This window comes from Delftia deserti, assembly GCF_042653485.1.
GTDB lineage: Bacteria > Pseudomonadota > Gammaproteobacteria > Burkholderiales > Burkholderiaceae_C > Comamonas > Comamonas acidovorans.
This window is the reverse complement of record NZ_JBHSIH010000001.1, coordinates 1,756,967-1,781,408: the sequence shown is the minus strand read 5'-3', so window position 1 is coordinate 1,781,408 and position 24,442 is coordinate 1,756,967. Positions and strand designations below refer to the sequence as shown.

17 protein-coding genes and 1 pseudogene are annotated in these 24,442 nt (G+C 67.1%); 8 read left to right on the top strand and 10 right to left on the bottom strand.

Features of this window, described 5'->3' with window-relative positions:
• The first annotated feature begins 2 nt into the window (after window positions 1-2).
• Complete coding sequence (gene pmbA / locus ACFPFG_RS08515) at window positions 3-1,412, top strand: metalloprotease PmbA (protein ID WP_380106032.1); 1,410 nt, start codon at window positions 3-5, stop codon at window positions 1,410-1,412.
• A 54-nt stretch (window positions 1,413-1,466) separates the two neighbouring features.
• On the opposite strand, the pseudogene ACFPFG_RS08510 reads toward pmbA, so the two are convergent.
• From ACFPFG_RS08510 to ACFPFG_RS08495, 4 genes and pseudogenes are all read right to left on the bottom strand, one after another.
• Window positions 1,467-2,305 (bottom strand): annotated as a pseudogene (locus ACFPFG_RS08510) (fumarylacetoacetate hydrolase family protein).
• A 47-nt stretch (window positions 2,306-2,352) separates the two neighbouring features.
• Window positions 2,353-3,333 (bottom strand): Bug family tripartite tricarboxylate transporter substrate binding protein, encoded by a 981-nt coding sequence (locus tag ACFPFG_RS08505; protein ID WP_157760065.1) that lies wholly within the window; start codon window positions 3,331-3,333, stop codon window positions 2,353-2,355.
• Between the two features lie 32 nt (window positions 3,334-3,365).
• Window positions 3,366-4,547 carry a CaiB/BaiF CoA transferase family protein gene (locus ACFPFG_RS08500; protein WP_380106030.1) on the bottom strand — a complete coding sequence of 394 codons (1,182 nt, stop codon included), beginning with the start codon at window positions 4,545-4,547 and terminating at the stop codon, window positions 3,366-3,368.
• The gene (locus ACFPFG_RS08495) at window positions 4,544-5,389 is read right to left on the bottom strand and encodes an HpcH/HpaI aldolase/citrate lyase family protein (protein WP_380106028.1); all 846 of its coding nucleotides are present in this window, start codon (window positions 5,387-5,389) and stop codon (window positions 4,544-4,546) included. Before ACFPFG_RS08495 ends, ACFPFG_RS08500 begins: the two co-directional genes overlap by 4 nt.
• Before the next feature lie 83 nt (window positions 5,390-5,472).
• Here ACFPFG_RS08495 and ACFPFG_RS08490 point away from each other — a divergent pair, with 83 nt between their 5' ends.
• Both ACFPFG_RS08490 and ACFPFG_RS08485 read left to right on the top strand, forming a co-directional pair.
• Window positions 5,473-6,420 (top strand): LysR substrate-binding domain-containing protein, encoded by a 948-nt coding sequence (locus ACFPFG_RS08490; protein ID WP_380106026.1) that lies wholly within the window; start codon window positions 5,473-5,475, stop codon window positions 6,418-6,420.
• 184 nt (window positions 6,421-6,604) lie between these two features.
• Window positions 6,605-8,332 (top strand): methyl-accepting chemotaxis protein, encoded by a 1,728-nt coding sequence (locus tag ACFPFG_RS08485; RefSeq protein ID WP_380106024.1) that lies wholly within the window; start codon window positions 6,605-6,607, stop codon window positions 8,330-8,332.
• 54 nt (window positions 8,333-8,386) lie between these two features.
• Here ACFPFG_RS08485 and ACFPFG_RS08480 read toward each other — a convergent pair whose 3' ends face one another.
• Window positions 8,387-11,797 (bottom strand): mechanosensitive ion channel domain-containing protein, encoded by a 3,411-nt coding sequence (locus ACFPFG_RS08480; protein ID WP_380106022.1) that lies wholly within the window; start codon window positions 11,795-11,797, stop codon window positions 8,387-8,389.
• Between the two features lie 303 nt (window positions 11,798-12,100).
• Between ACFPFG_RS08480 and ACFPFG_RS08475 the strand changes: the two genes are divergently transcribed.
• From ACFPFG_RS08475 to ACFPFG_RS08465, 3 genes are read left to right on the top strand one after another with little or no spacing between them, the layout of a single operon-like run.
• On the top strand, window positions 12,101-14,023 hold the full coding sequence (locus tag ACFPFG_RS08475; protein ID WP_012204247.1) for a PrkA family serine protein kinase: 1,923 nt from the start codon (window positions 12,101-12,103) through the stop codon (window positions 14,021-14,023).
• A gap of 46 nt (window positions 14,024-14,069) precedes the next feature.
• A complete protein-coding gene (locus tag ACFPFG_RS08470) occupies window positions 14,070-15,338 on the top strand; it encodes a YeaH/YhbH family protein (protein ID WP_183020960.1) in 1,269 nt (422 codons plus the stop codon).
• A complete protein-coding gene (locus tag ACFPFG_RS08465) occupies window positions 15,335-16,963 on the top strand; it encodes a SpoVR family protein (RefSeq protein WP_380106021.1) in 1,629 nt (542 codons plus the stop codon). The genes ACFPFG_RS08470 and ACFPFG_RS08465 overlap by 4 nt, the downstream gene beginning before the upstream one ends.
• A 51-nt stretch (window positions 16,964-17,014) precedes the next feature.
• Here the strand turns inward: ACFPFG_RS08465 and ACFPFG_RS08460 are convergent, their stop codons facing one another.
• Entirely contained in the window at window positions 17,015-17,323 is a 309-nt protein-coding gene (locus ACFPFG_RS08460) for a hypothetical protein (protein ID WP_197956999.1), read from the bottom strand.
• Between the two features lie 62 nt (window positions 17,324-17,385).
• A complete protein-coding gene (locus ACFPFG_RS08455; RefSeq protein WP_380106019.1) occupies window positions 17,386-18,726 on the bottom strand; it encodes an ammonium transporter in 1,341 nt (446 codons plus the stop codon).
• 229 nt (window positions 18,727-18,955) lie between these two features.
• On the opposite strand from ACFPFG_RS08455, the gene blaOXA reads away from it, so the two are divergent.
• Window positions 18,956-19,756 carry a class D beta-lactamase gene (blaOXA, locus tag ACFPFG_RS08450; protein WP_312375531.1) on the top strand — a complete coding sequence of 267 codons (801 nt, stop codon included), beginning with the start codon at window positions 18,956-18,958 and terminating at the stop codon, window positions 19,754-19,756.
• A 30-nt stretch (window positions 19,757-19,786) separates the two neighbouring features.
• On the opposite strand, the gene ACFPFG_RS08445 is transcribed toward blaOXA, so the two are convergent.
• From ACFPFG_RS08445 to ACFPFG_RS08435, 3 genes are all read right to left on the bottom strand, one after another.
• The gene (locus ACFPFG_RS08445) at window positions 19,787-20,527 is read right to left on the bottom strand and encodes an SOS response-associated peptidase (protein WP_197956998.1); all 741 of its coding nucleotides are present in this window, start codon (window positions 20,525-20,527) and stop codon (window positions 19,787-19,789) included.
• Between the two features lie 69 nt (window positions 20,528-20,596).
• The gene (locus ACFPFG_RS08440) at window positions 20,597-21,400 is read right to left on the bottom strand and encodes a PhzF family phenazine biosynthesis protein (protein ID WP_183020964.1); all 804 of its coding nucleotides are present in this window, start codon (window positions 21,398-21,400) and stop codon (window positions 20,597-20,599) included.
• Window positions 21,401-21,616: 216 nt separating this feature from the next.
• Entirely contained in the window at window positions 21,617-23,278 is a 1,662-nt protein-coding gene (locus tag ACFPFG_RS08435) for a hypothetical protein (protein WP_197956997.1), read from the bottom strand.
• Window positions 23,279-23,454: 176 nt separating this feature from the next.
• Here ACFPFG_RS08435 and ACFPFG_RS08430 point away from each other — a divergent pair, with 176 nt between their 5' ends.
• Window positions 23,455-24,423: a helix-turn-helix transcriptional regulator gene (locus ACFPFG_RS08430; protein WP_380106016.1), complete on the top strand. Its 969-nt coding sequence runs from the start codon at window positions 23,455-23,457 to the stop codon at window positions 24,421-24,423.
• The last annotated feature ends 19 nt before the right edge of the window (window positions 24,424-24,442 follow it).

The window sequence follows — 24,442 nt, the reverse complement described above, 5'->3', positions numbered from 1 at the left end:
CTATGAAAAAACCCCGTCCCCGCTCGGCAAGCACCGCCAAACCGCAGGCTGATTCCGGCTTCAGCTACAGCCAACCGTTTTTTGAAGACTTGGTGGACCGTGCCCTGGTCCACGCCAAGAAGCTCGGCGCCACCAACGCCGGGGCCGAGGCTTCCGAGGGCTGCGGCCTGAGCGTGAGCGTGCGCAAGGGGGCTTTGGAGACCGTGGAGCGCAACCGCGACAAGTCGCTGGGCGTGACCGTCTACCTGGGAAACCGCCGTGGCAACGCCAGCACCTCGGACTTCTCGGATGCCGCCATCCAGCAGACCGTGCAGGCCGCCTACGACATCGCACGCTTCACGGCCGAAGATCCCATGGCCGGCCTGCCCGATGCGGCCGACATCGCCCAGCCCGGCACCCACCGCGACCTGCAGCTGTTCCACCCCTGGGACCTCACCAGCGAGGCCGCGGCCGAACTGGCGCTGCAATGCGAGGAAGCCGCGCTGCGCACGCACAAGCGCATCACCAACAGTGAAGGCGCGGGCGTCTCGGCCCAGCAAAGCCATTTCTTCAGCGCCCACACCAATGGCTTCCGTGGCGGCTACGCCAGCTCGCGCCACAGCCTGTCGGTGGCGCCCATCGCCTCGCTGCCCGGGCGCAATGGCGAGATGCAGCGCGACGCCTGGTACAGCTCCATGCGCAACGCGGCCGACCTGGCCTCGCCCGAAGCCGTGGGCCGCTACGCCGCCCAGCGCGCCCTGAGCCGCCTGGGCAGCCGCAAGATCCCGACCACCGAATGCCCGGTGCTGTTCGAGTCCACGCTGGCCGCAGGCCTGCTGGGCAGCTTCGTGCAGGCCGTCAGCGGCGGCGCGCTGTACCGCCGCAGCACCTTCCTGCTCGACTCGCTGGGCAAGCCCGTCTTCCCCAAGCACATCGACATCACGGAAGACCCCTTCATCCTCGGCGGCAAGGGCAGCTTGCCCTTCGACGAGGAGGGCGTGCGCGTGCAGGCCCGCAAGGTGGTGGATGCCGGTCGCGTCGAGGGCTACTTCCTGTCCAGCTACTCGGCCCGCAAGCTGGGCATGAAGACCACTGGCAATGCCGGCGGATCGCACAACCTGGTCATGACCTCGCGCCGCACCAAGGCCGGCGACGACCTGCCCGCCATGCTCAAGAAGCTGGGCACGGGCCTGTTCGTGATCGAGCTCATGGGCCAGGGCGTGAACTACGTGACCGGCGACTACTCGCGCGGCGTCAGCGGCTTCTGGGTGGAAAACGGCGAAATCGCCTTCCCCGTGCATGAGATCACCATCGCCGGCAACCTCAAGGACATGCTCAAGGGCATCGAGGCCGTGGGCGCGGATGCCTACAACTACGGCGCCAAGACCGTGGGCTCGATCCTGATCAACCGGATGAAGGTGGCGGGCAGCTGAGCGCCAATTCCGCTCAAAAACAAAGCGGCTTCTTGAAGCCGCTTTTTTGTGGACCTACACCACACGCTGCCTCTGCACCCCCAGGCCCTCGATCCCCAGTTCCATCACATCGCCAGCCTTCAGATAGCGTGGCGCTTTATGCCCATTCCGACTCCCGGGGGCGTGCCGGTGATGATGAGGTCGCCGGGCTCCAGCGTCATCACGCGGCTGCAGTGGCTGACGAGTTCGGCGCAGCCAAAGATCATGGTGCGCGTGCTGCCGCTCTGGCGGCGCTCCCCGTTCACATCCAGCCATAGCTGCAGGGCTTGCGGATCGGGTACTTCGTCGCGCGTGACCAGCCAGGGGCCGATGGGGCCGAAGCGGTCGAAGCCCTTGCCCTTGCTCCACTGGCCACCGCTGCGGTCGATCTGGTATTCGCGCTCGGACACATCGTTGGCAAGGCAGTAGCCGGCCACATATTCAAGTGCGCTGTCCGCAGAGACATTGCGCGCGCGCTCGCCGATGACGATGCCCAGTTCCACCTCCCAGTCCATGCGTGTGCTGCCTTCGGGCAGGGGGATGTCGTCGTCGGGGCCGCAGGCGCAGCTGGGCCATTTGGCGAAGAGGATGGGCTCCTTGGGAATGGGCATGCCGGCTTCCTCGGCATGGTCGCGGTAGTTCAGGCCGATGGCGACGAACTTGGACATGCCGCTCCAGGGCATGCCGATGCGCACCGGGCCTTGCACCAGGGGCAGCCTGGCAGGGTCGATGGCGGCCAGGGCCCGCAGCGCCTCGCGGCCCAGCAGGCGGGGCGTGTAGTCGTCCAACAGGGCGGACAGGTCGCGGATCTGGCCTTCGGCATCCAGCAGGCCGGGCTTTTCCTGGCCCTCGGGCCCGAATCTCAGCAGTTTCATGGAGTCTCCTTGGAATGCTCTGGAATATCTTGAAATGGGCCGGCTGCCTAGTCAACCTGGATGCCTGCCTGCCGGATCAACTGGCTCCAGCGTGCCAGGTCGGCTGCCGTCTGCAGCCGCAGTTCCGCTGCCGTGGGGGCGTAGACGCTGGCGCCCATTTTGCGGAATTTCTCGCGCAGCCCGGGTGATGCCTGGGCCTTGTCCACGGCCTGGCGCATGCGCTGCACTTCCTGCGAGGGTGTGTCCTTGGGCGCGTACAGCGCAATCCACAGGTCGCCAACCAGGCCGGCAACGGTGTCGCGGGCCAGGGGCAGGTCGGGCAGGAACTCGCTGCGCTGGTCGGAGAACACGGCCAGGGCTTTGACGTCGCGGCTTTGCAGGTAGGGCATGGCCGAGGGCAGGGTGCTGATCAGCATCTGTATGCGCCCGGCCATCAGTTCGGTCATGGCCGGGGCCACGCCACGGAAGGGGACATGGGAGGCATCCACCTTTTCGGCGCGCTTGAGGAATTCCATGAGGATGTGCGAGTAGGTGCCGTTACCGGCAGAGCCGAAGAAGTACCTGCCCGGCTCCCTGCGCAGCAAGGCCAGCAGCTCGGGCAGGGTGGATGGCGCAAAGTCCTTGTTGACCAAAAGCACATGGGGCACGCTGGCAATGCCGGCCACGGGCACGAAGTCGCGCAGCGTGTCGAAGCCCGGGTTGGCGAACAAGCCGGGGTTCATGGTGACGATGCTGGCTGATGTCAGCAGCCAGATGTTGCTGCCGGCTTCGGCGCGTGCCACGTAGGCTGCGCCGACATTGCCCCCGCCGCCTCCCCGGTTCTCGACCACCACGGGCCGGTCGAGTTCGCCGCGTAGCAGCGGCTCCATGACGCGCGCCACGATGTCGTTGGAGCCGCCCGGCGCGGCAGGCACCACCAGGGTGACCAGTTGCGCAGGGGCCGCGTGGGCTGGCAAAGAGAGCAGGGCGGCGTGGCCCAGGGCTGCCGCCGTGGCGACCCTGGTGAGCAAAGTCCTGAGAAAGGCCATGGTATGTCTCCTTCGTTGTATGGGCTGAGGGTTCATTCGGTCGGGGCAGGGTGATCGCTCCAGGCGCCCGGTGGCACCAGGTGCTGGTGCTCTCCCAGCGCAGGGCCCAGGCTGCGGATGGACCCGGGTGTGCGCGACAGGCGCGGAAAGACGTTGTGCATGGTCAGGGGCAGGCCGTCGGCATCGGGGATGCAGGTGATGCAGGCCCTGGCGCGCACATGCTCGTCGGCCAGCAACTGCTCCACGTCAAGCACCGGCCCCACGGTCACCTCCCATTGGCCGAAGTGCAGCAGGTTGTCCTGCAGGCTGCGCTGTGCCACAAAGCCGGCGATCAGCGCGTCCAGCGCATCGACATGTCGCAGTCGTGCCGCGTTGGTGGCGAAGCGGGGATCGCTGCACAGGTCCTTGCGGCCCATGGCCTCGAAAATCCGTTCGGCCATGCGTTGGGTGGAGCCCGACATCACCAGCCAGCGCCCGTCGGCGCACTGGTAGGCATTGCGCGGTGCGGCGATGTCGGCACGGTTGCCCATGCGCCGTGGCCGCTGGCCGGTGCGCTGGAAGATGGCGGGGTCGGGGCCGAGCACGGCCAGCATGGGTTCCAGCAGCGACAGGTCCACCACCTGGCCGCGGCCACCATTAGTTTCCACTTCGCGCAGTGCGAACATGGTGGCGCCCACGCCCGCCAGGCCCGCGATCATGTCGGCCAGGCCCAGGTTGGGCAGGGCGGGCGGCTTGTCGGGAAAGCCATTCTTCTGGGCAAAGCCCGAGAAGGCTTCGACCAGGGTGCCAAAGCCGGGCCGTTGCGCATAGGGACCGGTCTGGCCCCAGCCCGAGATGCGCACGATCACCAGGCGGGGATTGCGCTGCAGCAGGACATCGGGTCCCAGTCCGAACTTTTCCAGTGCGCCGTGGCGAAAGCTCTCCACCAGGACCTGTGCCGATTCGGCCAGCTGCAGAAGACTTTGCACATCGGCCCCGTCATGCAGGTCCAGGCAGATGCTTTTCTTGTTGCGCGCATAGATCTGCCACCACAGCGGCTGGCCGTCGTTCTTCCAGTCGCGCAGGGTGTCGCCGCGCGGCGCCTCGACCTTGATCACTTCGGCGCCGAAGTCGGCCAATTGCAGCGTGAGCATGTTGCCTGCAGCCAGGCGCGACAGGTCGAGCACGCGGATGCCGCGCAGGGGCAGGGCGCCTGTGTTGTCCGTGGCGTTCATGCGGCTTCCCCGGTGCTGCGCAGCAACTGGCGTGCGCGCTCGGCAATGGGCGCATCGACCATGCGGCCGTCAACGGCCACGGCACCCTGCCCCTGCGCCAGCGCCTGTTCATAGGCCAGCACGGTGTCGCGCGCCTGGCGCAGATCCTCTTGGCTGGCTCCGAAGGCTGCGTGCACGGCCGCCAACTGGGCCGGGTGGATGCAGGCGGCACCTTGCATGCCCAGGGCGCGCGAGAGCCGGGCCAGTTCGCCGAACTGCGCAAGATCGACATAGCCGCCGATGCTGCCTGCCAGCCCCACGGGATGCAGCCCGGCTGACACGGCCGCGATGGCTACGGCCTGTGCCGGCATGGCAAGGGCCTGGGGCGTGGGCGCTACGCCCAATGCAGTGGCGAAGTCCTCGCCGCCAAAGGCCAGCGACACCAGCCGGGGCGAGGCCCGGGCAATGTCCTGCAGGCGCATCAGCCCGGTGGGCGTCTCCACGATGGCCTGCAGCAGCACCGGCGGGCTGCCGTGGACATCGGCCAGGGCTGCGATGCGCTGCACATCGGCGGCAGATTCCACCTTGGGGATGACCAGGCCATCGCAACCCGCCTGCAAGGCGGCCTCGGTATCGGCCTGTGCCAATGCCCTGTCCGCGTTGATGCGCACCAGCACGGGGCACGGCCCGCGCAGGCTGGCGATGGCCGGTTGCAGCATGGCGCGGGCCTGCTCCTTCTGCGCGGGGGCAATGGCGTCTTCCAGGTCCAGTACGAGGGCATCGGCACCGCGCCGCCCTGCGCTGGCCAGCATGCGTGCGGAGGTTGCAGGAACGTACAACAGGGAGCGGGGTTGGAACGGCATGGTGCTTGGGTACGGGAGTGGCGGTGAGCACAATGTAGGCAGCACCTCGCAGCGCATGGCTGAGGAATTCAGAACCGGCCTTCGTGCAAATCGAAACCCTCTTCGGACCTGACATGGAATTGCGCCAGCTCAGATACCTGATTGCCGTGATCGATGCCCAGAGCATCACCCGCGCCTGTGATGTGCTGCACGTGGTGCCATCCGCCGTGAGCCACCAGCTCAAGCTGCTGGAGCAGGAACTGCAAAGCACGCTGCTGGTACGTGGCGCGCTGGGCGTGCAGCCCACGGCCACGGGCCGACTGCTGTACGGCCAGGCGCAGGCCATCCTGCGGCAGGTGGCCGATGCGCGGGCCTGCGTTCAGGTCGAGGAATCGCAGGTGGCCGGTTCGGTATCGGTGGCCATTGCGGGCAGCATCGCCCAGGTGCTGGCCGTTCCCCTGCTGGCCGTCTGCCGTGAGCGCTGGCCGGCCGTCGTCCTGTCCATCCACGAAGGGCTGAGTGGCCATCTGGTGGAGGGCGTGCACAGTGGCCGCTTCGACATGGGTGTGCTCTATGCCTCGGAGGCCACGGCCAAGCTGGAGACGCGGCCCGTGGTACGCGAGCCTTTCTTCTTTGGCTGCGCCCGCGCCCTGGCGCCCGAGGCGGATGGCAAGCCCATGTCGCTGCAGGATCTGGCGCGGCATCCGCTGCTGCTGCCCAGCCTGCCCAATGCCACGCGCGGTGCGCTGGACCGGGCCTTTGCGGCGCTGGACACCGGCTACCAGGTGGCAGGCGAGGTGAACTCCACCACCACCCAGATCGGTGCGGTGCGCGCGGGGCTGGGCGCCAGTGTGCTGCCGTGGATCAGCCTGCGCATGCTGCGGCCACGGCGCTCCACGGTGATCCGCCCCCTCGACGTCGAGCACCTCTACCGCGACGTGCTCACGGCCACGAAGCCGCAGGCCGTGCGCAGCCGGGCCAGTGCCATGGTGCTGGCGCAGCTGGAGCACCTGCTGCGGGATATCTACGCGCCCCTGGCTTCCGATCACTGATCGCTGGCAGCCCGGTGCCTGCATGCCGGCAAGGCCCTGTCCTACTGGATGTGCAGGGTTTTGGAAGGCGATGCAACTGATTCAAATTGTCAAATTTGTTCCTGAATGTGTTTCCTCCGTGCCAGCAGTCTGGCCGGTTTGCGTAGGTGGTTCGAGGGAGAGCGACGTGGGTTTTCTGAGGCGTATGAAGTTGGGAACCATGCTGGGCATGGGTTTTTTCGCGGTGATCGTGGTTTGCGTATGCGTGGCGGCCTTCGGCTGGATGAAGTTGCATGACCAGGGCGAGCAGCTGCGCGTGCTGGCCGAGGACCGCATGGGCAATCTGGCCCGGCTGCAATTGCTCAAGGACAATGCCAATGTGTCGGCGCGGGTGGTGCGCAACCTGGCGCTGATCACCGACCCGGCGCAGATGGCCGAGGAGAGCCGCCGGCTGGACGAGGTGGTTGCCAGGAACGGCCTGGTCATGAAGGAGCTGGACCAGCGCCTGCAGACCGAGCAGGCGCGCCGGCTCTTTGCCGACATACGGCAGGCGCGCCAGCCTTTCGTGGAGACCATGCGCCAGGCCGGCGACCTGGGCATCGACAACCAGGGCGATGCCGCCAGGGATCTGATCATGGGGCGGCTGCGCGCCTTGCAGGCGACCTATTTCGACGCGGTCGAGGCACTGGTCGATTACCAGAAGGCACAGACGCAGGCGACGGTGGACGGCTCGCTGCGCCGCGTGGCCGAAGACGGCGTGGCCATGCTGGTGCTGACGCTGCTGGCCGCCGCGCTGGGCGGTCTGGTGGCCTGGATGATCACCAGGACGGTCAAGCAGCAACTGGGCGGCGAGCCCTCCTATGCGGCCGAGGTGGCGCGCCAGATCGCGCAGGGCGATTTGTCCGTGCAGGTGCAATTGGCGCCCGGCGACACCTCCAGCCTGCTGCGCGCCATGGAGGACATGCGGGCCGGCCTGGCGCGCGTGGTCTCCGATGTGCGGCAAAGCAGCGAATCCATTGCGACCGGCGCCAGCCAGATTGCCTCGGGCAATGCGGACCTGAGCCAGCGCACGGAAGAGCAGGCCAGCAATCTGGAGCAGACCGCTGCTTCCATGGAGGAGATGAACGCCACCGTCAAGCTCAATGCCGATACGGTGCGCACGGCCACCCAGTTGGCCGCATCGTCCAGCCAGGCTGCCGCCGGTGGCGGCGAGATCGTGCGCCGCGTGGTGGCCACCATGGAACAGATCACCACGAGTTCCCGCAAGATCGGGGACATCATCGGCGTGATCGACTCCATTGCCTTCCAGACCAATATCCTCGCCCTCAATGCCGCGGTGGAGGCGGCGCGGGCCGGCGAGCAGGGGCGTGGCTTTGCCGTGGTGGCTTCCGAAGTGCGCAGCCTGGCCCAGCGCAGTGCAGGGGCGGCCAAGGAGATCAAGGCCTTGATTGGCGAGAGCGTGTCCAAGGTGGATGAAGGCTCCGGCCTGGTGGGCGAGGCGGGTTCCGCGATGCACGACATCGTCCGCCAGGCGCAGCAGGTGGCTGACCTGGTCGGCGAGATAGGCGCGGCCACGGCCGAGCAGGCCGATGGCGTCTCGCAGGTGGGCGAGGCCGTCGTTCAGCTCGACCAGGTCACGCAGCAGAACGCGGCCCTGGTCGAGGAATCGGCGGCGGCCGCTGCCAGCCTGAATGCGCAGGCTGCCAGGCTGGTCGATCTGGTCAGCCTGTTCAAGCTGGACGGGGTGTCCTCGTCCGTGCCCCTGCCCGCGTCCTCACCGGCCCAGGCGCCAGCGCCAGCCGCCGCAGGCAGCAAGGGAGGCCCGCGGACGATGACCTTCGCAGAGGCACCCAGGGTTGCAGCAGCGCCTGCCAAGGCCACCGCGCTGCGCAATGCGGGCGAGCGTGTGGACGAGACCTGGGAAGTGTTCTGACCGCGAGCCGGGCAATGCCGCGCTGTGCGCTGGGAATCGGGGGACTTGCCGGCCTCATGCCGTCGGATGGGGTGGGGTCTGCCCCGGTGCCTGCCCCGGTGCATGGGCCGGCATGTTGCGCACATGCAGGTCCAGCTGCGGGAAGGCCACGGCAATGCCAGCGTCCTTGAGCCGGTCGTTGACGCGGCGGTTGAGGTCGTGGCGCACGGGCAGGCGGTCTTCGACCTTGCCCACGTAGGCGCGCAGCTCGAAGCGCTGGCCGTTGCCCTCCAGCGCCATGAACCAGCAATTGGGCTCGGGCTCGCGCAGCACCTGGGGGTGTTCCCTGGCAATGTCCAGCAGCATGTTGCGCACCTGCTCGGGGTCATTGCCATGGGCCACGGGCACGTCGATCACCAGGCGGGTCACGTCGTCGCTCAAGGTCCAGTTCGTCACCTGGCCGGTGATGAAGGTCTTGTTGGGGATGACGATTTCCTTGTTGTCGAAGTCCAGCACCGTGGTGGCGCGCGTGCGTATGCGCGTGACGGTGCCGGTGAGGGTGTCGATGGTGATGACGTCGCCCACGCGGAAGGGGCGCTCCACCAGCAGGATCAGGCCGGAGACGAAGTTGGCGAAGATCTCCTGCAGGCCGAAGCCCAGGCCCACGGTGAGCGCCGCCACCATCCACTGCAGCTGGCCCCAGCGCAGGCCCAGCAGCGTCAAGGCGCTGACCGTGCCCGCGATGGTGATGGCGTAGCGCGCCAGCGTGGCCAGGGTGTAGCGTGCTGAGCTGCTGATGCGGTTGGAGGCCGAGAGCGTCACTTCCAGCAGGCCGGGCAGGTTGCGCGCAAAGCTGAAGGTGAGCAGCAGGATCATCACGCCCAGCAGCGCGTCCATCAGGCTCACGGGGGCGGCATGCGCGATGCCGTCGGCGCCGGTGTTGGTGGTGTACCAGAGCACCACGCCTTCGGAGCGCAGCAGTGCGGGCAGCACGGGCAGCCAGGCGTAGACCAGGGTCAGCACGACCAGTACCTGCTGCAGCAGGCCCAGCAGCCTGTGCGCCTGCGCGCCCACGGTGACCAGGGCCATCTGGGTGGCTTCGTCGGTGGGGGCCTTGCCGGTGTCCACGCCCGAGCCGCTCTGGGCCAGCCTGGCGGCTTCGCGCAGGCGGTTCAGCGCCAGGCGCCGCTCGCCCAGCAGCAGCCAGCGCCGCAGCAGGTTGACCAGGACCTCGACAGCGCCCAGGAACACGAAGCTGGCCATCAGGGCCTGGATGAATTCGGTGGCCGTGTAGACATAGCCGAGCACGATGCCCACGGCCAGCGCGCTGAGCATGAGCATCAGCACCACGCTGACGATCTGGCCCCAGTGGATGCCGGGCCGCTTTTGCTGCATGACACGGCGAAAGTACAGCCAGGCCATCCAGGCCAGGCCCAGCGACAGCATGAGGATGGAGATGCGCCCCCAGGTGCTGATGGCGTGGTTGTCATGGCTGTAGAAGGCCAGGCCGCCCAGCAGTTCGGCAGGCACGATCAGCCAGGCGGCGCGGCGCACCATCTGGCGCAGCATCTGCACGCGAGCGGCCGGCCAGCCGAAGTGGGCCAGTGCCAGCCCGCCCGGGCAGAACAGGGCGTTGAGCAAGGTGGCCACGAAGATGAAATCGCTGAGCTGGACCAGGGTGGCGCCCAGTGGCTCCAGCGCCGTGCCCACGGTTTCCGGGCCTTGCAGCAGGCTGCCCAGCGCCGCGGCCGCAAAGCTCCAGGGCAGGGTGTAGAGCAGGCTCCAGCCCAGCGCGAGCAGGCTCAGCCCGAAGTTGTCGCGCATGAAGTCGCCCACGCGCACGGCGATGGCCTGCAGCTGGCGCAGCGCATAGCGGCGCAGGCCCAGCAGCAGGGCCACGATCAGGCCGACGGCGCCAAAGGCCCAGGGATCGTTCCAGATGCTGGCGGCCAGGGCGCGCGCGGTTTTCCAGGGCGAGCTGCTGCCTTCGATGTCCTGCTCCAGCGCCCGCCACTCGCTCAGCCAGGTGCGGTCCATGGGTCGGTGGCTGGGGAACCACAGCAGTTCCTTGTCCAGCACCTGGCGCAGCTCGTTGCCGCTGCGCAGGGCCGCACGCAGGGCTTCGTCGGTCTGTTCCAGCACGGCAATGCGGCGCAGCAAAACGGGCTGCAGTTGATCGGTGAGCGCCACCTGCCGGGCCAGCAAGGCGGTCTGCTGGGCCGATACCGTGGCATTGGCGGCCGGCTCCGGTGCCGCGCCGCCACCTGCGTCCGCAGCATCGGCCGGTGCCTGCGCAGCGGCGCCGGCCTCGGGGTTCTGGCGCCATTTGCTGGAGTTGAACAGCATCAGCCGCAGCTCGGCCAGCTGGCGCTGCACGGCCCGGTGCCTGGACTGCAAGGTGTTGCCGGAGGACAGTTCCACGCGCTGCTGCCACAGCCACTGGCCCACGGCCGCGCTGCCACCGCCCAGCCGCAGGCGCGCCTGGGTGTCGCGCAGCGTGGCGCTCAACTGGTCACGCACATATTCGTCATTGGCCAGGGTCTTGCGCTCCTGCGCCAGTTCATTGGAGTTCTTGAGGATCTGCGCGGCCAGCGCCGCATTGCGCTGGGCCAGGTCGCGTATGGCGGGATCGGCGGCGGAAGCGTGCTGGGCGGCCAGCTCCATCTCCTGCACTTGCTGCTCCAGTTGCTGGCGGCTGCGCTCGGCGATGCGCTGGGTCAGCCAGGCGGCGCGCGGCATGCGCTCGAGCAGCTCGCGGCGCTGGGCCTGCAGCTGTGCGGCCAGCAGGCGCTGGCGGGCTTCGATGGTGGACTGCTCTTCCTGGCGCAGCGCCAGCTCCAGCAGGGCGCGGCGGTGCTCGGCGCTGCGCCTTGCCTGGCGGGCCTGGGTGAGGTCGGGGGCCTCGCCGGGCTCGGCGGTCACGGGCTCGGCGTTTTCCTGGGCGCGCTGCTGCAGGATGGACAGGTCGGTCCGTCCCGGGCCGGGCTGGGAAACCAGGTTGGCCTGGTCGGCCGCGGACTTTTCGATGCCCACCTTGAGTGCGGCGATGGCATCACGTTCATCGGCCAGCAGCCGCTCCAGCACTTCCTGGCTGGCGTTGGCGGGAACGCGTTCCTTCCAGCGATCGAACAGGCTGCCCAGCTGCTCGTCGCTCAGCGGCGCGGGCAGGGCAGGCACGGGCGTGCGTGCCCTGGCGCGCAGGCGGTCCAGCTCCTGCGCCAGCGCATCGGCTTCCTTTGTCGCCGATGCGGCGGCATCCAGTTGGGCCTGAATGGCGTTGCTTCGTTCCTTGTCCGACGCGGAGCCTCCGCCCAGCGTGCCCTGCAAGGCACCCAAAGGGCCTGCTGCCGGTGCGGCCTTGGCAAGGCCCGGCAGCAGCAAGGCAAGCAAAAGACCCAGCACGCACAACAGCGGCATCAGCGTGCCCGCAGGCCGGTTGCTGGAGGGGCGACCGGCGGCAAGTATGGGGTTGTCGGCAGGAGACATCTGTTCTGAATTCGGGCCTGTTCCGCTGTGTGAGTGCGGACTATCATTTTTCAAAAGTGGGAGCGTCAGGCGCCGTGTTCACGGGCCTTGCTGCAGGCCCGGCTGGCGCAAGCCCCTGTCCCGAGGCGGCAAAAAGCGGGGTAGTCCTGGAACCTGACATTGTGACCTCGCGCGCAATGCAGACATGTGGGACGTATGAGCTATTCAAAGCCGATGCAAGGTGCTACAACAGTTCCACACGGTAGCGAATGCCTTGCAACTTCGCGGCACTGTTCGCCCTCGGGTGCCGCCGGGAGAGGTCGTATGGATGTCATCAGCAACTCGGCTGCACGTTACGTTCGCCTTCGCGAAGAAGAGATGTCGCTGGACGAATTTCTCGCCCTGTGCCAGCGCGATCCCATGGCCTACGAAGGTGCTGCCCAGCGCATGCTGGCAGCCATCGGCGAACCTGAAATGGTGGACACGCGCAATGATCCACGCCAGTCGCGGCTGTTTGCCAACAAGGTCATCCGGCGCTATCCGGCCTTCGCCGAGTTCTACGGCATGGAAGACTCCATCGAGCAGGTGGTGAGCTTCTTCCGCCATGCGGCCCAGGGCCTGGAGGAGCGCAAGCAGATCCTCTACCTGCTGGGCCCCGTGGGCGGTGGCAAGAGCTCCATCGCCGAGCGCCTCAAATACCTGATGCAGAAGGTGCCGTTCTACGCGCTCAAGGGCTCGCCCGTGAACGAGTCGCCACTGGGCCTGTTCGACCCCGTGGAGGACGGGCCGCTGCTGGAGGAGCAGTTCGGCATTCCCCGGCGCTGCCTCAACCATGTGCTGTCGCCCTGGGCCGTGAAGCGCCTGGAGGAGCTGGGCGGCGATATCCGCCAGTTCCGCGTGGTCAAGCGCTACCCCAGCATCTCCAGGCAGGTGGGCATTGCCAAGACCGAGCCCGGCGACGAGAACAACCAGGACATCTCCAGCCTGGTGGGCAAGGTGGACATCCGCAAGCTGGAGAACTTTGCCCAGGACGATACCGACGCCTACAGCTACTCGGGCGGCCTGTGCCTGGCCAACCAGGGCCTGCTGGAATTCGTGGAAATGTTCAAGGCGCCCATCAAGGTGCTGCACCCGCTGCTGACGGCCACGCAGGAGAGCAACTACAAGGGAACGGAGGGCTTTGGCGCCATTCCCTTCGACGGCATGGTGCTGGCCCACAGCAACGAGAGCGAGTGGAAGGCCTTTCGCAACAACCGCAACAACGAGGCCTTCCTGGACCGCGTCTACATCGTCAAGGTGCCGTACTGCCTGCGCGTGTCGGAGGAGGTGCGCATCTACGAGAAATTGATCCGCGAGTCCTCGCTGGCCAGCGCCGTGTGCGCGCCCGGCACGCTCAAGATGATGGCCCAGTTCGCCGTGCTCACGCGCCTGAAGGAGCCCGAGAACTCCAGCATCTTCAGCAAGATGCAGGTCTATGACGGCGAAAGCCTCAAGGACACGGACCCACGCGCCAAGAGCTTCCAGGAGTACCGCGACTACGCGGGCGTGGACGAGGGCATGTCGGGCATCTCCACGCGCTTCGCGTTCAAGATCCTGTCCAAGGTCTTCAACTACGACAGCACCGAGGTGGCGGCCAACCCGGTGCACCTGATGTATGTGCTGGAGCAGCAGATCGAGCGCGAGCAGTTCCCGGCCGAGCTGGAGACCAAGTACACCAGCTACATCAAGGAGTACCTGTCGCCGCACTATGCCGAGTTCATCGGCAAGGAAATCCAGACCGCCTATCTGGAGAGCTACAGCGAGTACGGCCAGAACATCTTCGACCGCTACGTCACCTACGCCGACTACTGGATACAGGACAGCGAGTACCGCGACAACGATACCGGCGAGGCCTTCGACCGCAACGCGCTCAACGCCGAGATGGAGAAGGTCGAGAAGCCCGCGGGCATTGCCAATGCCAAGGACTTCCGCAACGAGATCGTCAACTTCGTGCTGCGCGCGCGGGCCAACAACCAGGGCAAGAACCCCAGCTGGACCAGCTACGAGAAGCTGCGCGTGGTGATCGAGAAGAAGATGTTCTCCAACACCGAGGAGCTGCTGCCCGTGATCAGCTTCAATGCCAAGGCCAGTGCCGAGGACGCGCGCAAGCACGAGGACTTCGTCACCCGGATGGAGGCCAAGGGCTATACGTCCAAGCAGGTGCGCCTGCTGTGCGAGTGGTACCTGCGCGTTCGCAAGAGCAACTGACGGGTGGGTGCGCCGCCCTTCGGCGCGCCCGGGCTGGGGGGCACAGATGGCATTGCAAATCATCGATCGCAGGCTGGCCGGCAAGAACAAGTCGGTGGGCAACCGCGAGCGCTTCGTGCGCCGCTACAAGGCGCAGATCGCCGAGGCGGTGCGCCGCGCGGTGGACAAGCGCGGCATCCGCCACATGGAGGAGTCAGAGAGCGTCTCCATCCCGCGCAAGGACATCCGCGAGCCCGTGTTCCACCACGGGCAGGGCGGGGTCCATGACACGGTGCACCCGGGCAACACCGAGCATGTGCGCGGCGACCGCATTGCCCGGCCGCAGGGCGGCGCAGGCGGCGGCGGCTCCCAGGCCAGCGACAGCGGCGAGGGCGAGGACGACTTCACCTTCACCCTGACCAAGGAAGAGTTCATGGAACTGTTCTTTGAAGACCTGGCCCTGCCGCGCCTGCTGCGCACCCACATCGGCAACACCATGCAGTACAAGACGCGCCGCGCCGGCTACAGCCACGACGGCACGCCGCACAACCTGGCCCTGCTGCGCACCATGCGCGGCGCCCTGGGCCGGCGCATCGCGCTGACCAAGGCGCCGCACCGCGAGCTCATCGCCCTGGAGGAGCAGCTGGAGGCACTGCTGGCACAGGACGACGGCACCAGCGAGGCGGCGGCCGAGCTGCAGCAGCGCATCGATGCCCTGAAGCTGCGCATGGGCACGGTGGCCTTTCTCGACCCCATCGACCTGCGGTTTCGCAACCGCACGCGCGTGCCCGCGCCCATCAGCCAGGCCGTGATGTTCTGCGTGATGGATGTGTCCGGCTCCATGGACCAGGACCGGAAGGACCTGGCCAAGCGCTTCTTCATCCTGCTGTACCTGTTCCTGACGCGGCACTACGAGAAGATCGACATCGTCTTCATCCGCCACCACACGCAGGCGGCCGAGGTCAGCGAGGACGAGTTCTTCCACTCCCAGGAAAGCGGCGGCACCGTGGTCAGCAGTGCGCTGGTGCTGCTGGACCAGATCATCCGCGCGCGCTATCCGTCCGGGGACTGGAACATCTATGTGGCCCAGGCCAGCGATGGCGACAACTTCGGCGACGACGGCTCCAACTGCCGCAATCTGCTGGTCGAGAAAATCCTGCCGCTGGTGCGCTACTTCGCCTATGTGCAGGTGGTGCAGGAAGAGCAGAGCCTGTGGCAGGAGTACAGCCAGGTGCTGCCGCTGTTCTCGCACTTCGCCATGCGCAAGGTGTCGGATGCCAGCGAGATCTATCCCGTGTTCCGCGACCTGTTCAAGAAAGAGGGGGTATCGGTATGAACCTCTCTCACTATCCCGTGCTGGCGCCCCGCCATGCCACGCCGCAGTGGAAATCCCATCTGGCCAGCGACCGGGCCCAGCGCATCGTGCCCTCCGCGCCGCTGCCGGCGGGCGCGCGGCCAGCCGAGCCTCTGCCCGATCCCAGCGACTGGACCTTCGAGCTCATCGAACGCTATCACGCAGCGATTGCGGCCGCCGCCGAACGCTACGGCCTGGACACCTATCCCAACCAGCTGGAAGTGATCTCGGCCGAGCAGATGATGGACGCCTACGCCAGCGTGGGCATGCCCGTGGGCTACCGCCACTGGAGCTATGGCAAGGAATACATGGCGACGGAGCGGCGCTACCGGCGCGGCCACATGGGCCTGGCCTACGAGATCGTCATCAACTCCAATCCCTGCATCAGCTATCTGATGGAGGAAAACACCACGGCCATGCAGGCCCTGGTGATCGCCCACGCGGCCTACGGGCACAACAGCTTCTTCAAGAACAACTACCTGTTCGGCATGTGGACGGATGCGGGCAGCATCATCGACTACCTGGTCTATGCGCGCGACTTCATCTCCCAGTGCGAGGAGCGCCACGGCCTGACGACGGTGGAGCAATGGCTGGACTCCTGCCACGCGCTGTCCAACCTGGGCGTGGACCGCTACCGCCGCCCCTCCAAGAAAAGCCTGGCGCGCGAGCGGGCCGAGCGCGAGCAGCGCGAGTCCTACGCCCAGCAGCAGGTCAACGAGCTGTGGCGCACCCTGCCGGCCCGCCCCGGCAAGGACAGCGCGGCGCAGCACAGCGAGCGCTTTCCCAAGGAGCCCGAGGAAAACCTGCTGTACTTCATCGAGAAGAACGCCCCGCTGCTGGAGCCCTGGCAGCGCGAGATCGTGCGCATCGTGCGCAAGATCGCCCAGTACTTCTACCCGCAGCGCCAGACCCAGGTCATGAACGAGGGCTGGGCCACGTTCTGGCACTACACCCTGCTCAACACCCTGTACGACGAAGGCTGGCTGACCGACGGTGTGATGATCGAGTGGCTGTCCTCCCACACCAATGTCATCTACCAGCCCCCGGCGGGCCACCGCGCCTACAGCGGCATCAACCCCTATGCGCTGGGCTTTGCCATGTACCGCGACATCCGCCGCATCTGCCAGGACCCCACCGAGGAAGACCGCCGCTGGTTCCCCGACCTGGCCGGCACGCCCTGGCTGCCGGCGCTGCACCATGCCATGCAGAACTTCAAGGACGAGAGCTTTGTCGGCCAGTACCTGAGCCCCCAGCTCATGCGCGATATGCGGCTGTTCGCCATCCATGACGATGCCGGCGAACGCGAGCTGCTGGTCAGCGCCATCCACGACGACGACGGCTACCGCACCCTGCGCCAGACCCTGTCGCAGCAGTACGACCTGGGCGCGCGCGAGCCCAATATCCAGGTCTGGAACGTGAACCTGCGGGGCGACCGCTGCCTCACCCTGCGCCACACCCGCTACCAGGGCCGGCCGCTGTCCGACGATGCGCTGGAAGTGCTCAAGCACGCAGCGCGCCTGTGGGGCTTTGGCGTGCAGCTGGAAAGCGTCAACGGCGATGGCGACGCGCCCGTGCTGCTGCACTCCGTTCCCGCTCCACCGGCCTGATCCACCGGCCTGATCCACCGGCCTGATCCACCGGCCTTGTCCAGCCCGGCGCTAGCGCAACGTGCCCACGTACTTGCGGTTTTCCGCGCGCTGGCGCATCAGCTCGCCGGCGCGCTGCATGAGCGGCGAGCGCTCGGCGGGTCCGGCCAGCGCGGCATTCCAGGCCGCTTCGAAGCGAAGGGTCCAGTCCACCAGTTCGGGCGTGCTGCGCGCCCCTTCCTGCTCCCGGGCGAAGCGGATGATTTCGGCGGCGTATTCGGCATTGGCCGCCAGCCATTCGGTATCGGTCACGCGGCCGCAGCTTCTGCGCAGCAGCACATGCAAGTGCGCGGCGATGGCCAGGAGTTCGCTTTCGGGCATGTAGTGGGCACTCCTTCGGTTTGACGATCATCGGGCGCCGGGCCGCTTTGCGGCTCGGCGGTTCATCCACCCAGGCGTTCGCGGTGCAGCGCCAGGTCCAGGCCCTGCAGCTCGCTTTCCTCGTCCACGCGCAGGCCGATCAGCATGTCCAGCAGCCACAGCAGCACGGCCGTCGCCACCAGCGTGAACAAGGCCACGGCCAGCACGCTCACGGCCTGGGTGAGCACGCTGCCCTGCACGCCGCCGATCTGCGGGCTGGCAAACACGCCGGTGAGCAGCGAGCCCACGATGCCGCCCACGCCATGCACGCCAAACACATCCAGCGAATCGTCCGCGCCCAGCAGCCGCTTGAGCCCCGTTGCGCCCCAGTAGCAGGCGACACCGGCGATCGAGCCGATGCACAGCGCCGACAGCGGCGTCACGAAACCCGCTGCCGGCGTGATCGCCACCAGGCCGCCGACCAGCCCCGAGCACAGGCCCAGCAGCGTGGCCTTGCCGCGCACCACATACTCGGCCAGCGACCAGGCCAGGGCGCCTGCGCTCGCGGCAATGTGGGTGACGGCCAGCGCCAGCGCCGCCCGGCTGTCCCCGGCCAGCGATGAGCCTGCGTTGAAGCCGAACCAGCCCATCCACAGCAGGGCTGCGCCCATCATGGTCAAGGCCAGGTTGTAGGGCTCGAAAGGCTCGTGCCCGTAGCCGCGGCGCGGCCGCAGGAACCAGGCGCAGACCAGGCCGGCCACGCCCGCGTTCACATGCACCACGGTGCCCCCGGCAAAGTCCAGCGCGCCCATGCGTGCCAGCCAGCCGCCTGGCTCCCACACCCAGTGCGCCACCGGCGCATACACCAGCAGGCTCCATAGGCCCACAAAGATCAGCATGGCACCGAAGCGCATGCGCTCCACCCAGGCGCCCACCAGCAAGGCGGCGGTGATCACGGCAAAGGCCAGCTGGAACATGGCATAGGCCGCTTCGGGCACATGCGGCGCCAGGTGGCTCACGGCCACCAGTCCCTTGGCGGCGTTGAAATCCAGCCCCGCGAACCAGGCGCGCGAATCACCGCCTATCCACGCATTGCCGGGTGTGAACGCCAGCGAATAGCCGAGTGCAAACCACAGAATGCTGACCAGGCAGGCAATCGCCACCACGCTGGCCATGGTGTTGAGCACGTTCTTGCGGCGGACCATCCCCGCATAGAACAGCGCAATGCCGGGCAGCGTCATCAGCAGCACCAGCACCGTGGCCGTCATCAGCCAGACCGTGTCCACGGCGCTGATGGATTCCACCGCCACCAGCGACGGCCGCGTGATGGCCTGCTCGGCCGCCTGCGCCGCCTGCGCCGCACCCAGGACCGCGACCCATCCTCCCGCCACCAATGTTCTCAATGCCCGTGCGCACCTGTGCATGCAATGACTCCCTTGCTTGTTGTTGTCATGGGGCCGTCTGCCGTTGCCGCCATGGCTGCATTGGCCGGCCTGCAGCAGCCTTGCACAAGTCGTGCCAGCGCACACGGGGCCCGTGGGGCCCGCGCGATGCAGCCGGAACACCAAAACGGGAAAACCGCGAGTCAAAACAGGGCAGCCGGGCGGGCGGTGCACCATCGCCGTGCGGTGGTGCAGCTCTTAAACTGCCCGCATGAATCGAAGAAATCTGATGTGCGCCGCGCTGCTCGCCTGCCTGTCACAGGCGGCGCTGGCGGCTGCCGAACTGCAGGACAAGCCCGAGTGGGCCCGCTTCTTTGCCGATGCCAAGGTCGATGGCAGCATCGTCGTGGTCGATGCCAGAGGCCAGGCCGAAGCCCTCTACGTCCACGACCGTGACCGCGCGGCGCGGCGCTACTCGCCCGCTTCCACCTTCAAGATCCCGCACAGCCTGTTCGCACTGGATGCCGGGCTGCTGCGGGATGAATTCCAGCGCATTTCCTGGGATGGCGTGAAGCGCCAGTTGCCGGCCTGGAATGCCGATCAGGACCTGCGCTCTGCCATGCGCAACTCCACCCTGTGGGTGTACGAAGGCTTTGCCAGGGAGCTTGGCAGTGCGCGTGAGGCCGCCTACATGCGCAAGATCGACTACGGCAATGCGCTGGCCACGGGCGAGGCGCCTTTCTGGGTGGAGGGCGACCTGGCCATCTCGGCACTGGAGCAGGCGGCCTTCCTGCAGCGGCTGTACCGCAATCGGCTGCCATTGCCGGTGGAACACCAGCGGCTGGTGAAGGACGTGATGATCAACGAGGCCGGCCCGGACTGGATACTGCGCGCCAAAACCGGCTGGACCGGCCGTATCGGCTGGTGGGTGGGCTGGGTGGAATGGCCGGCCGGCCCTGTGTTCTTCGCCATGAACATGGACACGCCCCACCGGCTGGCCGACCTGCCCAAGCGCCAGGACATCACGCGCGACATCCTGCGCTCCATCAACGCGTTGCCCAAGGTGCCGTAGCGCGCGGGACAACGGCTATGCATCAACCCATCAGCCCATCAGGCCCGGTGGCCGCTTGTCGGCCTTGCGCTCCACCGGATTGGCGGTGAGCCAGTTGGACGGGTACTGGCGCATGAACTCGCGCGCCTTTTCCACGCGCGCGTTGAGCCAGGCGTCGTAGGCGCCCTCGTTGAGAATCGCCGGCATGCGCTTTTCCGCGCCGGGCTGCTGGTAGCGGTGCAGCAGCGCATGGCTGTTGGCGTTGACCGTGAGCAGGGCGTAGCTCAGCAGCACCTCGCCGTCGGGGCCCGTCCACCGCGCCCACACGCCGGCCACGCCCATGGGCTTGCCGTCGATGCGCGAGATGCGCGTGGGCAGGGCCTTGCCGTTGCGAAAGTCATCCTCGAAAAAGGCGGCCATGGGCACGATGCAGCGCTGGCCATTGAGCCAGGCATCGCGGAAGGCCTGGGCCGTGGAGACGGTCTCGGAACGCGCATTCACCAGCTTGAGGGCGCGCAGCCGGCCGTCGGAGGCCGACTTCACCCAGTGCGGCACCAGGCCCCATTGGGCGGCAACCAACTCGCGTGCGGGAGTGGTGGGTGCTGCAGGCGGCGTGTCGGGAGCTGCAGGTTCTGCCTGTTCAGCGGCTGCCTCTGCAGCCACGGCGACGCTGCGGATGAAAAAGCCGTGCTTGCGCGGTGTCATGTTGCGCTCGCTGGCCGCGGGTGCTTCCACGTCGAAGGCGTCGCGGTAGGCGTCGGCTTGCGACAGGGATTCGTAGTGGGTACTCATGCGCGGATGGTACCTGCGTGCCGGGGCGAAATGGGGGAGTCGTGGGTGGCGCCGAACTTTCCCCCGCAATCAGACGGCGATCGTTCCGGTCAGGTAACGCGCACAGTGGCCGGCCACCTCCACGCTGGCGTCGGTCACTTCGCAAAACAGCGTGCCCGTGCGGCGCGAGGCCTGGTGGCCCACCAGGCCGCGCTTGCCCAGCCTGCCCGCCCAGTAAGGCGCAAGCGCCGCATGGATGGAGCCGGTGACGGGATCTTCCTCGCCGCCGTTGGCGGGCCAGAAGTAGCGGCTGACGAAGTCATACGATGCGCCCGCATCCGCAGGCGCCGTCACCACCACATCCAGCGGCCCCAGCGACTTCAGGCGCTCCAGATCCGGCTTGACGGCCAGAACATCGGCCTCGGCGGCGTAGACCGCCACGTAGGCCTGCTGGTTCACAAGATAGGCCGTGGGTGCGGGCGTGAGGCCTTCGCGCAGTGCGGCGGGCACCTCATCCAGCGGCTTGGCATCGCGGCGCGGGAAGGTCATGACGATGCGTCCGCCATCCTCCTGCGTGGCGGTGACATTGCCCACGGCGGCGGCCCAGAACGTGATGCTGCGCAGCGCGGGATCGGCCTCGAAGAGCACGAAGGCGCTCGCCAGCGTGGCATGGCCGCAGAACGCGATCTCCGTGAGCGGGGAAAACCAGCGGATCTCGAAGGCGGCGCGATCGGCACTCCAGACCAGGAACGAGGTTTCCGAGAGATTGTTCTCGGCGGCAATGGCCTGCAGCGTGGAATCGGCAAGCCAGGCATCCAGGGGAATGACGGCGGCCTGATTGCCCTTGAATCGTTCCGATGTGAATGCGTCGATGACGTGGATGGGGAGTTGCATTTGCAAAAAGCCTTTGTGTCGAATTCGTGTGCAGCCCGTCATTGTTGTCACTGTCTCCAATGGCTGCGCGCGGATTCTACGGTCCTGCAGGATGGAGTCGAGGCACGCATACCCGGCATGCCGGCCAACGCGGCTGAAGGACACCGCGTGCGATACCTCGCTCCATCCCTGGCTTCAATTGCCCGCTCTCCAAATGCCCACTCCCGGCTGCAAGAGTCACTCAATGCCCAGGACCGCCTTCATGGCAGTCCAGGCCACGCCGTTCAGGCGGGTGGAATAGCTGAGCGCCTGGTCTTCGCTGGCAATGGCGGCAGGCAGGCGATAGCCGAATACGCTGCCGTCGAATTCCGTATAGCCCCGCGTGACGCCCTGCATGTAGGTCTTGCCGGGGAAGTCGGCAAAGGTCAGCATGCGCTCTCCCTGGGATGTGGCGAGGGTGTACGCACTTTGCGAATGCACGGTGCAGGCGCCCAGATCGTTGTAGGCCGGAGGGGTGGATTCGCAGCTGTAGAACTGGGCGTTGGCCGCATCGATGAAGGCCACGCGCAACACATGGTTGGCATCGACCGGTCCTGCCGCCCCGACTGTCGTGGCGCGCACGGTGGCTGGAGTCGACAGGTTCACCGCGCTGGACGGGCGGCCGGCAATCATGGCTTCCAGCGTGGCGAAGCCGAAGCGGTCCGTGGCCGTATTGTTGATGAAGGCCGGCGACCGGTTCAACTGCACCGACAGTGCAGTGCGCATCTGTGCACCCTGCGGGAAGACGGCCGAGCCCAGGGTGGCGGGGTCCATTTCCAGGGACCGGTCATGGCGAATGCCCTCGGCCTGCAGCGTTGTGTCTCCGGCACGCAATTGCGTGATGACTTCGGCCATGGGCTTGCCGCTGACGTCCTGCAAAGCGGTGGTAAAGCTCAGATAGGCGGTGGACTGGTTGCACAGCAATGTGCGCGAGGGAACCCCCTGCGTCGTCAGGCGCGCAACGGAGCTGTCGCAGCGCGTCCAGCCGCTGCTGGTGAGCGTGACGGGGAACAGCGCTTCCTGGGTACTGACCGCACCGTTGGTTTTTCCGCTGCGTGTCTCGAACTGGTGGGCAAAGCCGTCTGCCTGGACGACGCCGTCGGACCTGCGTTCACGCACGGAGTAGTTTTGCGCGTTGCCGTAGTTCAGGAGCGCCAGTTGGCTCGATGCCACGGCCGCTGCGCCAGGTGCCGTCACCTGGATAGGCACGCCCAACTCAAGCGCGTAGGCGGTGACCTTGGCGGCCGTGCGCGCGGTATCCGCGAGCACGGCGGTACTGGAGGCCGCGTCGCTTTGGTAGTCGTAGATCCTGGCGGCGTCGATGCCGAGCTGGCGGGCCACGGCAGCCTCGGCCACTTCCCTGGGCACGCCGGCCGCGATGGCCTTTTGCACCAGGCTGGTCAATGGATTGATCTGCGCGGATTTGCCGGCCGGTGCAGACAGCACGAACGCCTTGGCCGTGGCGGTGCTCGTGGGGTCCGCAGCGTCCACGGATTCGGGCGTGATGCGAGCCAGCACGGGAGCCTGGTTGAAGGCCGCGGTGGCTGCCGCATCGCCGGGTTGATAGGTCAGGCTGAACTTGCCGTCGCTGCCGGTGGCCGCTGCGCTGGGCTCGCCCGTGTCGCAGGCTGCATTGGCATTCAGATCCACGCAGACTGCGGCGTTGCGCACGGCCTGGTCGATGGCGACGGTGCCTGACAGCGTGATGGCCGGCTGTGTCACGGTGCCGCCGCCGTTGCCCCCGCCGCTGTCGGTGCCACTGCTGCCTCCTCCACAGGCATAGAGGCTTGCAACAAGGCCGCACAGCAGCAAAGGGCGCACGGCGGGGAAGGAGGTGGATGCACTGGGTTGGATTTGCATGGTGTCGGTACAGGAATGTGGGTGGCACGCCAACTCTATTTGTGACACGCGGCAAACAAAATGATGCAATTGCACTATCCTGAAGCACAGCCGGGCGGGGACAAGCGGGCATGGCTCGCACAACACCCGCCCGTGCAGACGATCTCAACGTACCGAAGACAGGCAGGCAAGCCGCCATGGACGCTGCATACAACCACCTGCTGCTGCACCTCTACCGGCTGTCGCACGAGCAGCCTGTCGAGCATTTCCAGGACCGGGCGCTGGACCTGCTCAAGCCCGTGCTGCCCTTCGACTCGGCCATGTGGGGCTCGGCCACGATGACCGCGGCCGGCATCGATATCCACACCATCCACCTTCACCGGCAGCCGCCCGAAATGCTGCAGGCCTATGAAGAGGTCAAGCACCTGGACACGGCGGCGCAGGCCGTCACCAGGCATCCCAGCGAGACGCTGGCCTTCGAAGCGAGTACCTGGTTCAGTGGCCGGCATCAGGCAGCGCTGCGCGACTACGGCAGGCGCTTCGAGCAGTCGCATTTCTTCATCGGCGGGCTGCTGAACCCGGCCACTCTTTACACGCGCTGGCTCACGCTGTTTCGTGCCCGCACGGATGCGCATTGCACCGAGGGCGAGCGCCAGCTGCTGGCCGCGCTGCTGCCCCATGTGCAACAGGCGCTGGAGCTCAATCGCCTCGCGCACCTTGGACAGCTTCGGCAGGGCCTGGCCCGTGATCCGTCGGGCTCGGCACTGGCAGACCCGCGCGGCATCCTCCTCCACATGGATGTCGTCTTCGAGCATGCCTTGCGTGCCGAATGGCCGGGCTGGCAAGGCCCTCGCCTGCCTGAGGCCGTGCAGACTGCAGCACAGCGCGGCGCCCATCGCCTGGTGGCCCACACCCTGGTCATCACGCTGTTCACGCAGCACGGTCTGCTGTGGTTGCGAGCGCGTCCCCGGTGCGCAGCCGACGGGTTGTCCCCCCGCGAAGCCACGGTTGCGCGGCTTGTGGTCCAGGGCCTGACGCACAAGCAGATTGCAGCCCAGCTCCAGCGTGCTCCTGCCACGGTGCGCAATCAGATCCGCTCCATCTACGAAAAGCTGGGCATTGCCAACGTGGCATCGCTTGCCGAGGCGCTCCGGCTGGTGGATTGAGGCCAAGTCCCGGGAAAAC

Bases quoted from the DNA above. Each gene is read 5' to 3' on its own strand.
- pmbA (WP_380106032.1), top strand. From the start codon at position 3: ATGAAAAAACCCCGTCCCCGCTCGGCAAGCACCGCCAAACCGCAGGCT.
- ACFPFG_RS08505 (WP_157760065.1), bottom strand. From the start codon at position 3,333: ATGGCCTTTCTCAGGACTTTGCTCACCAGGGTCGCCACGGCGGCAGCC.
- ACFPFG_RS08500 (WP_380106030.1), bottom strand. From the start codon at position 4,547: ATGAACGCCACGGACAACACAGGCGCCCTGCCCCTGCGCGGCATCCGC.
- ACFPFG_RS08495 (WP_380106028.1), bottom strand. From the start codon at position 5,389: ATGCCGTTCCAACCCCGCTCCCTGTTGTACGTTCCTGCAACCTCCGCA.
- ACFPFG_RS08485 (WP_380106024.1), top strand. From the start codon at position 6,605: ATGAAGTTGGGAACCATGCTGGGCATGGGTTTTTTCGCGGTGATCGTG.
- ACFPFG_RS08480 (WP_380106022.1), bottom strand. From the start codon at position 11,797: ATGTCTCCTGCCGACAACCCCATACTTGCCGCCGGTCGCCCCTCCAGC.
- ACFPFG_RS08475 (WP_012204247.1), top strand. From the start codon at position 12,101: ATGGATGTCATCAGCAACTCGGCTGCACGTTACGTTCGCCTTCGCGAA.
- ACFPFG_RS08470 (WP_183020960.1), top strand. From the start codon at position 14,070: ATGGCATTGCAAATCATCGATCGCAGGCTGGCCGGCAAGAACAAGTCG.
- ACFPFG_RS08465 (WP_380106021.1), top strand. From the start codon at position 15,335: ATGAACCTCTCTCACTATCCCGTGCTGGCGCCCCGCCATGCCACGCCG.
- ACFPFG_RS08460 (WP_197956999.1), bottom strand. From the start codon at position 17,323: ATGCCCGAAAGCGAACTCCTGGCCATCGCCGCGCACTTGCATGTGCTG.
- ACFPFG_RS08455 (WP_380106019.1), bottom strand. From the start codon at position 18,726: ATGCACAGGTGCGCACGGGCATTGAGAACATTGGTGGCGGGAGGATGG.
- blaOXA (WP_312375531.1), top strand. From the start codon at position 18,956: ATGAATCGAAGAAATCTGATGTGCGCCGCGCTGCTCGCCTGCCTGTCA.
- ACFPFG_RS08445 (WP_197956998.1), bottom strand. From the start codon at position 20,527: ATGAGTACCCACTACGAATCCCTGTCGCAAGCCGACGCCTACCGCGAC.
- ACFPFG_RS08440 (WP_183020964.1), bottom strand. From the start codon at position 21,400: ATGCAACTCCCCATCCACGTCATCGACGCATTCACATCGGAACGATTC.
- ACFPFG_RS08435 (WP_197956997.1), bottom strand. From the start codon at position 23,278: ATGCAAATCCAACCCAGTGCATCCACCTCCTTCCCCGCCGTGCGCCCT.
- ACFPFG_RS08430 (WP_380106016.1), top strand. From the start codon at position 23,455: ATGGACGCTGCATACAACCACCTGCTGCTGCACCTCTACCGGCTGTCG.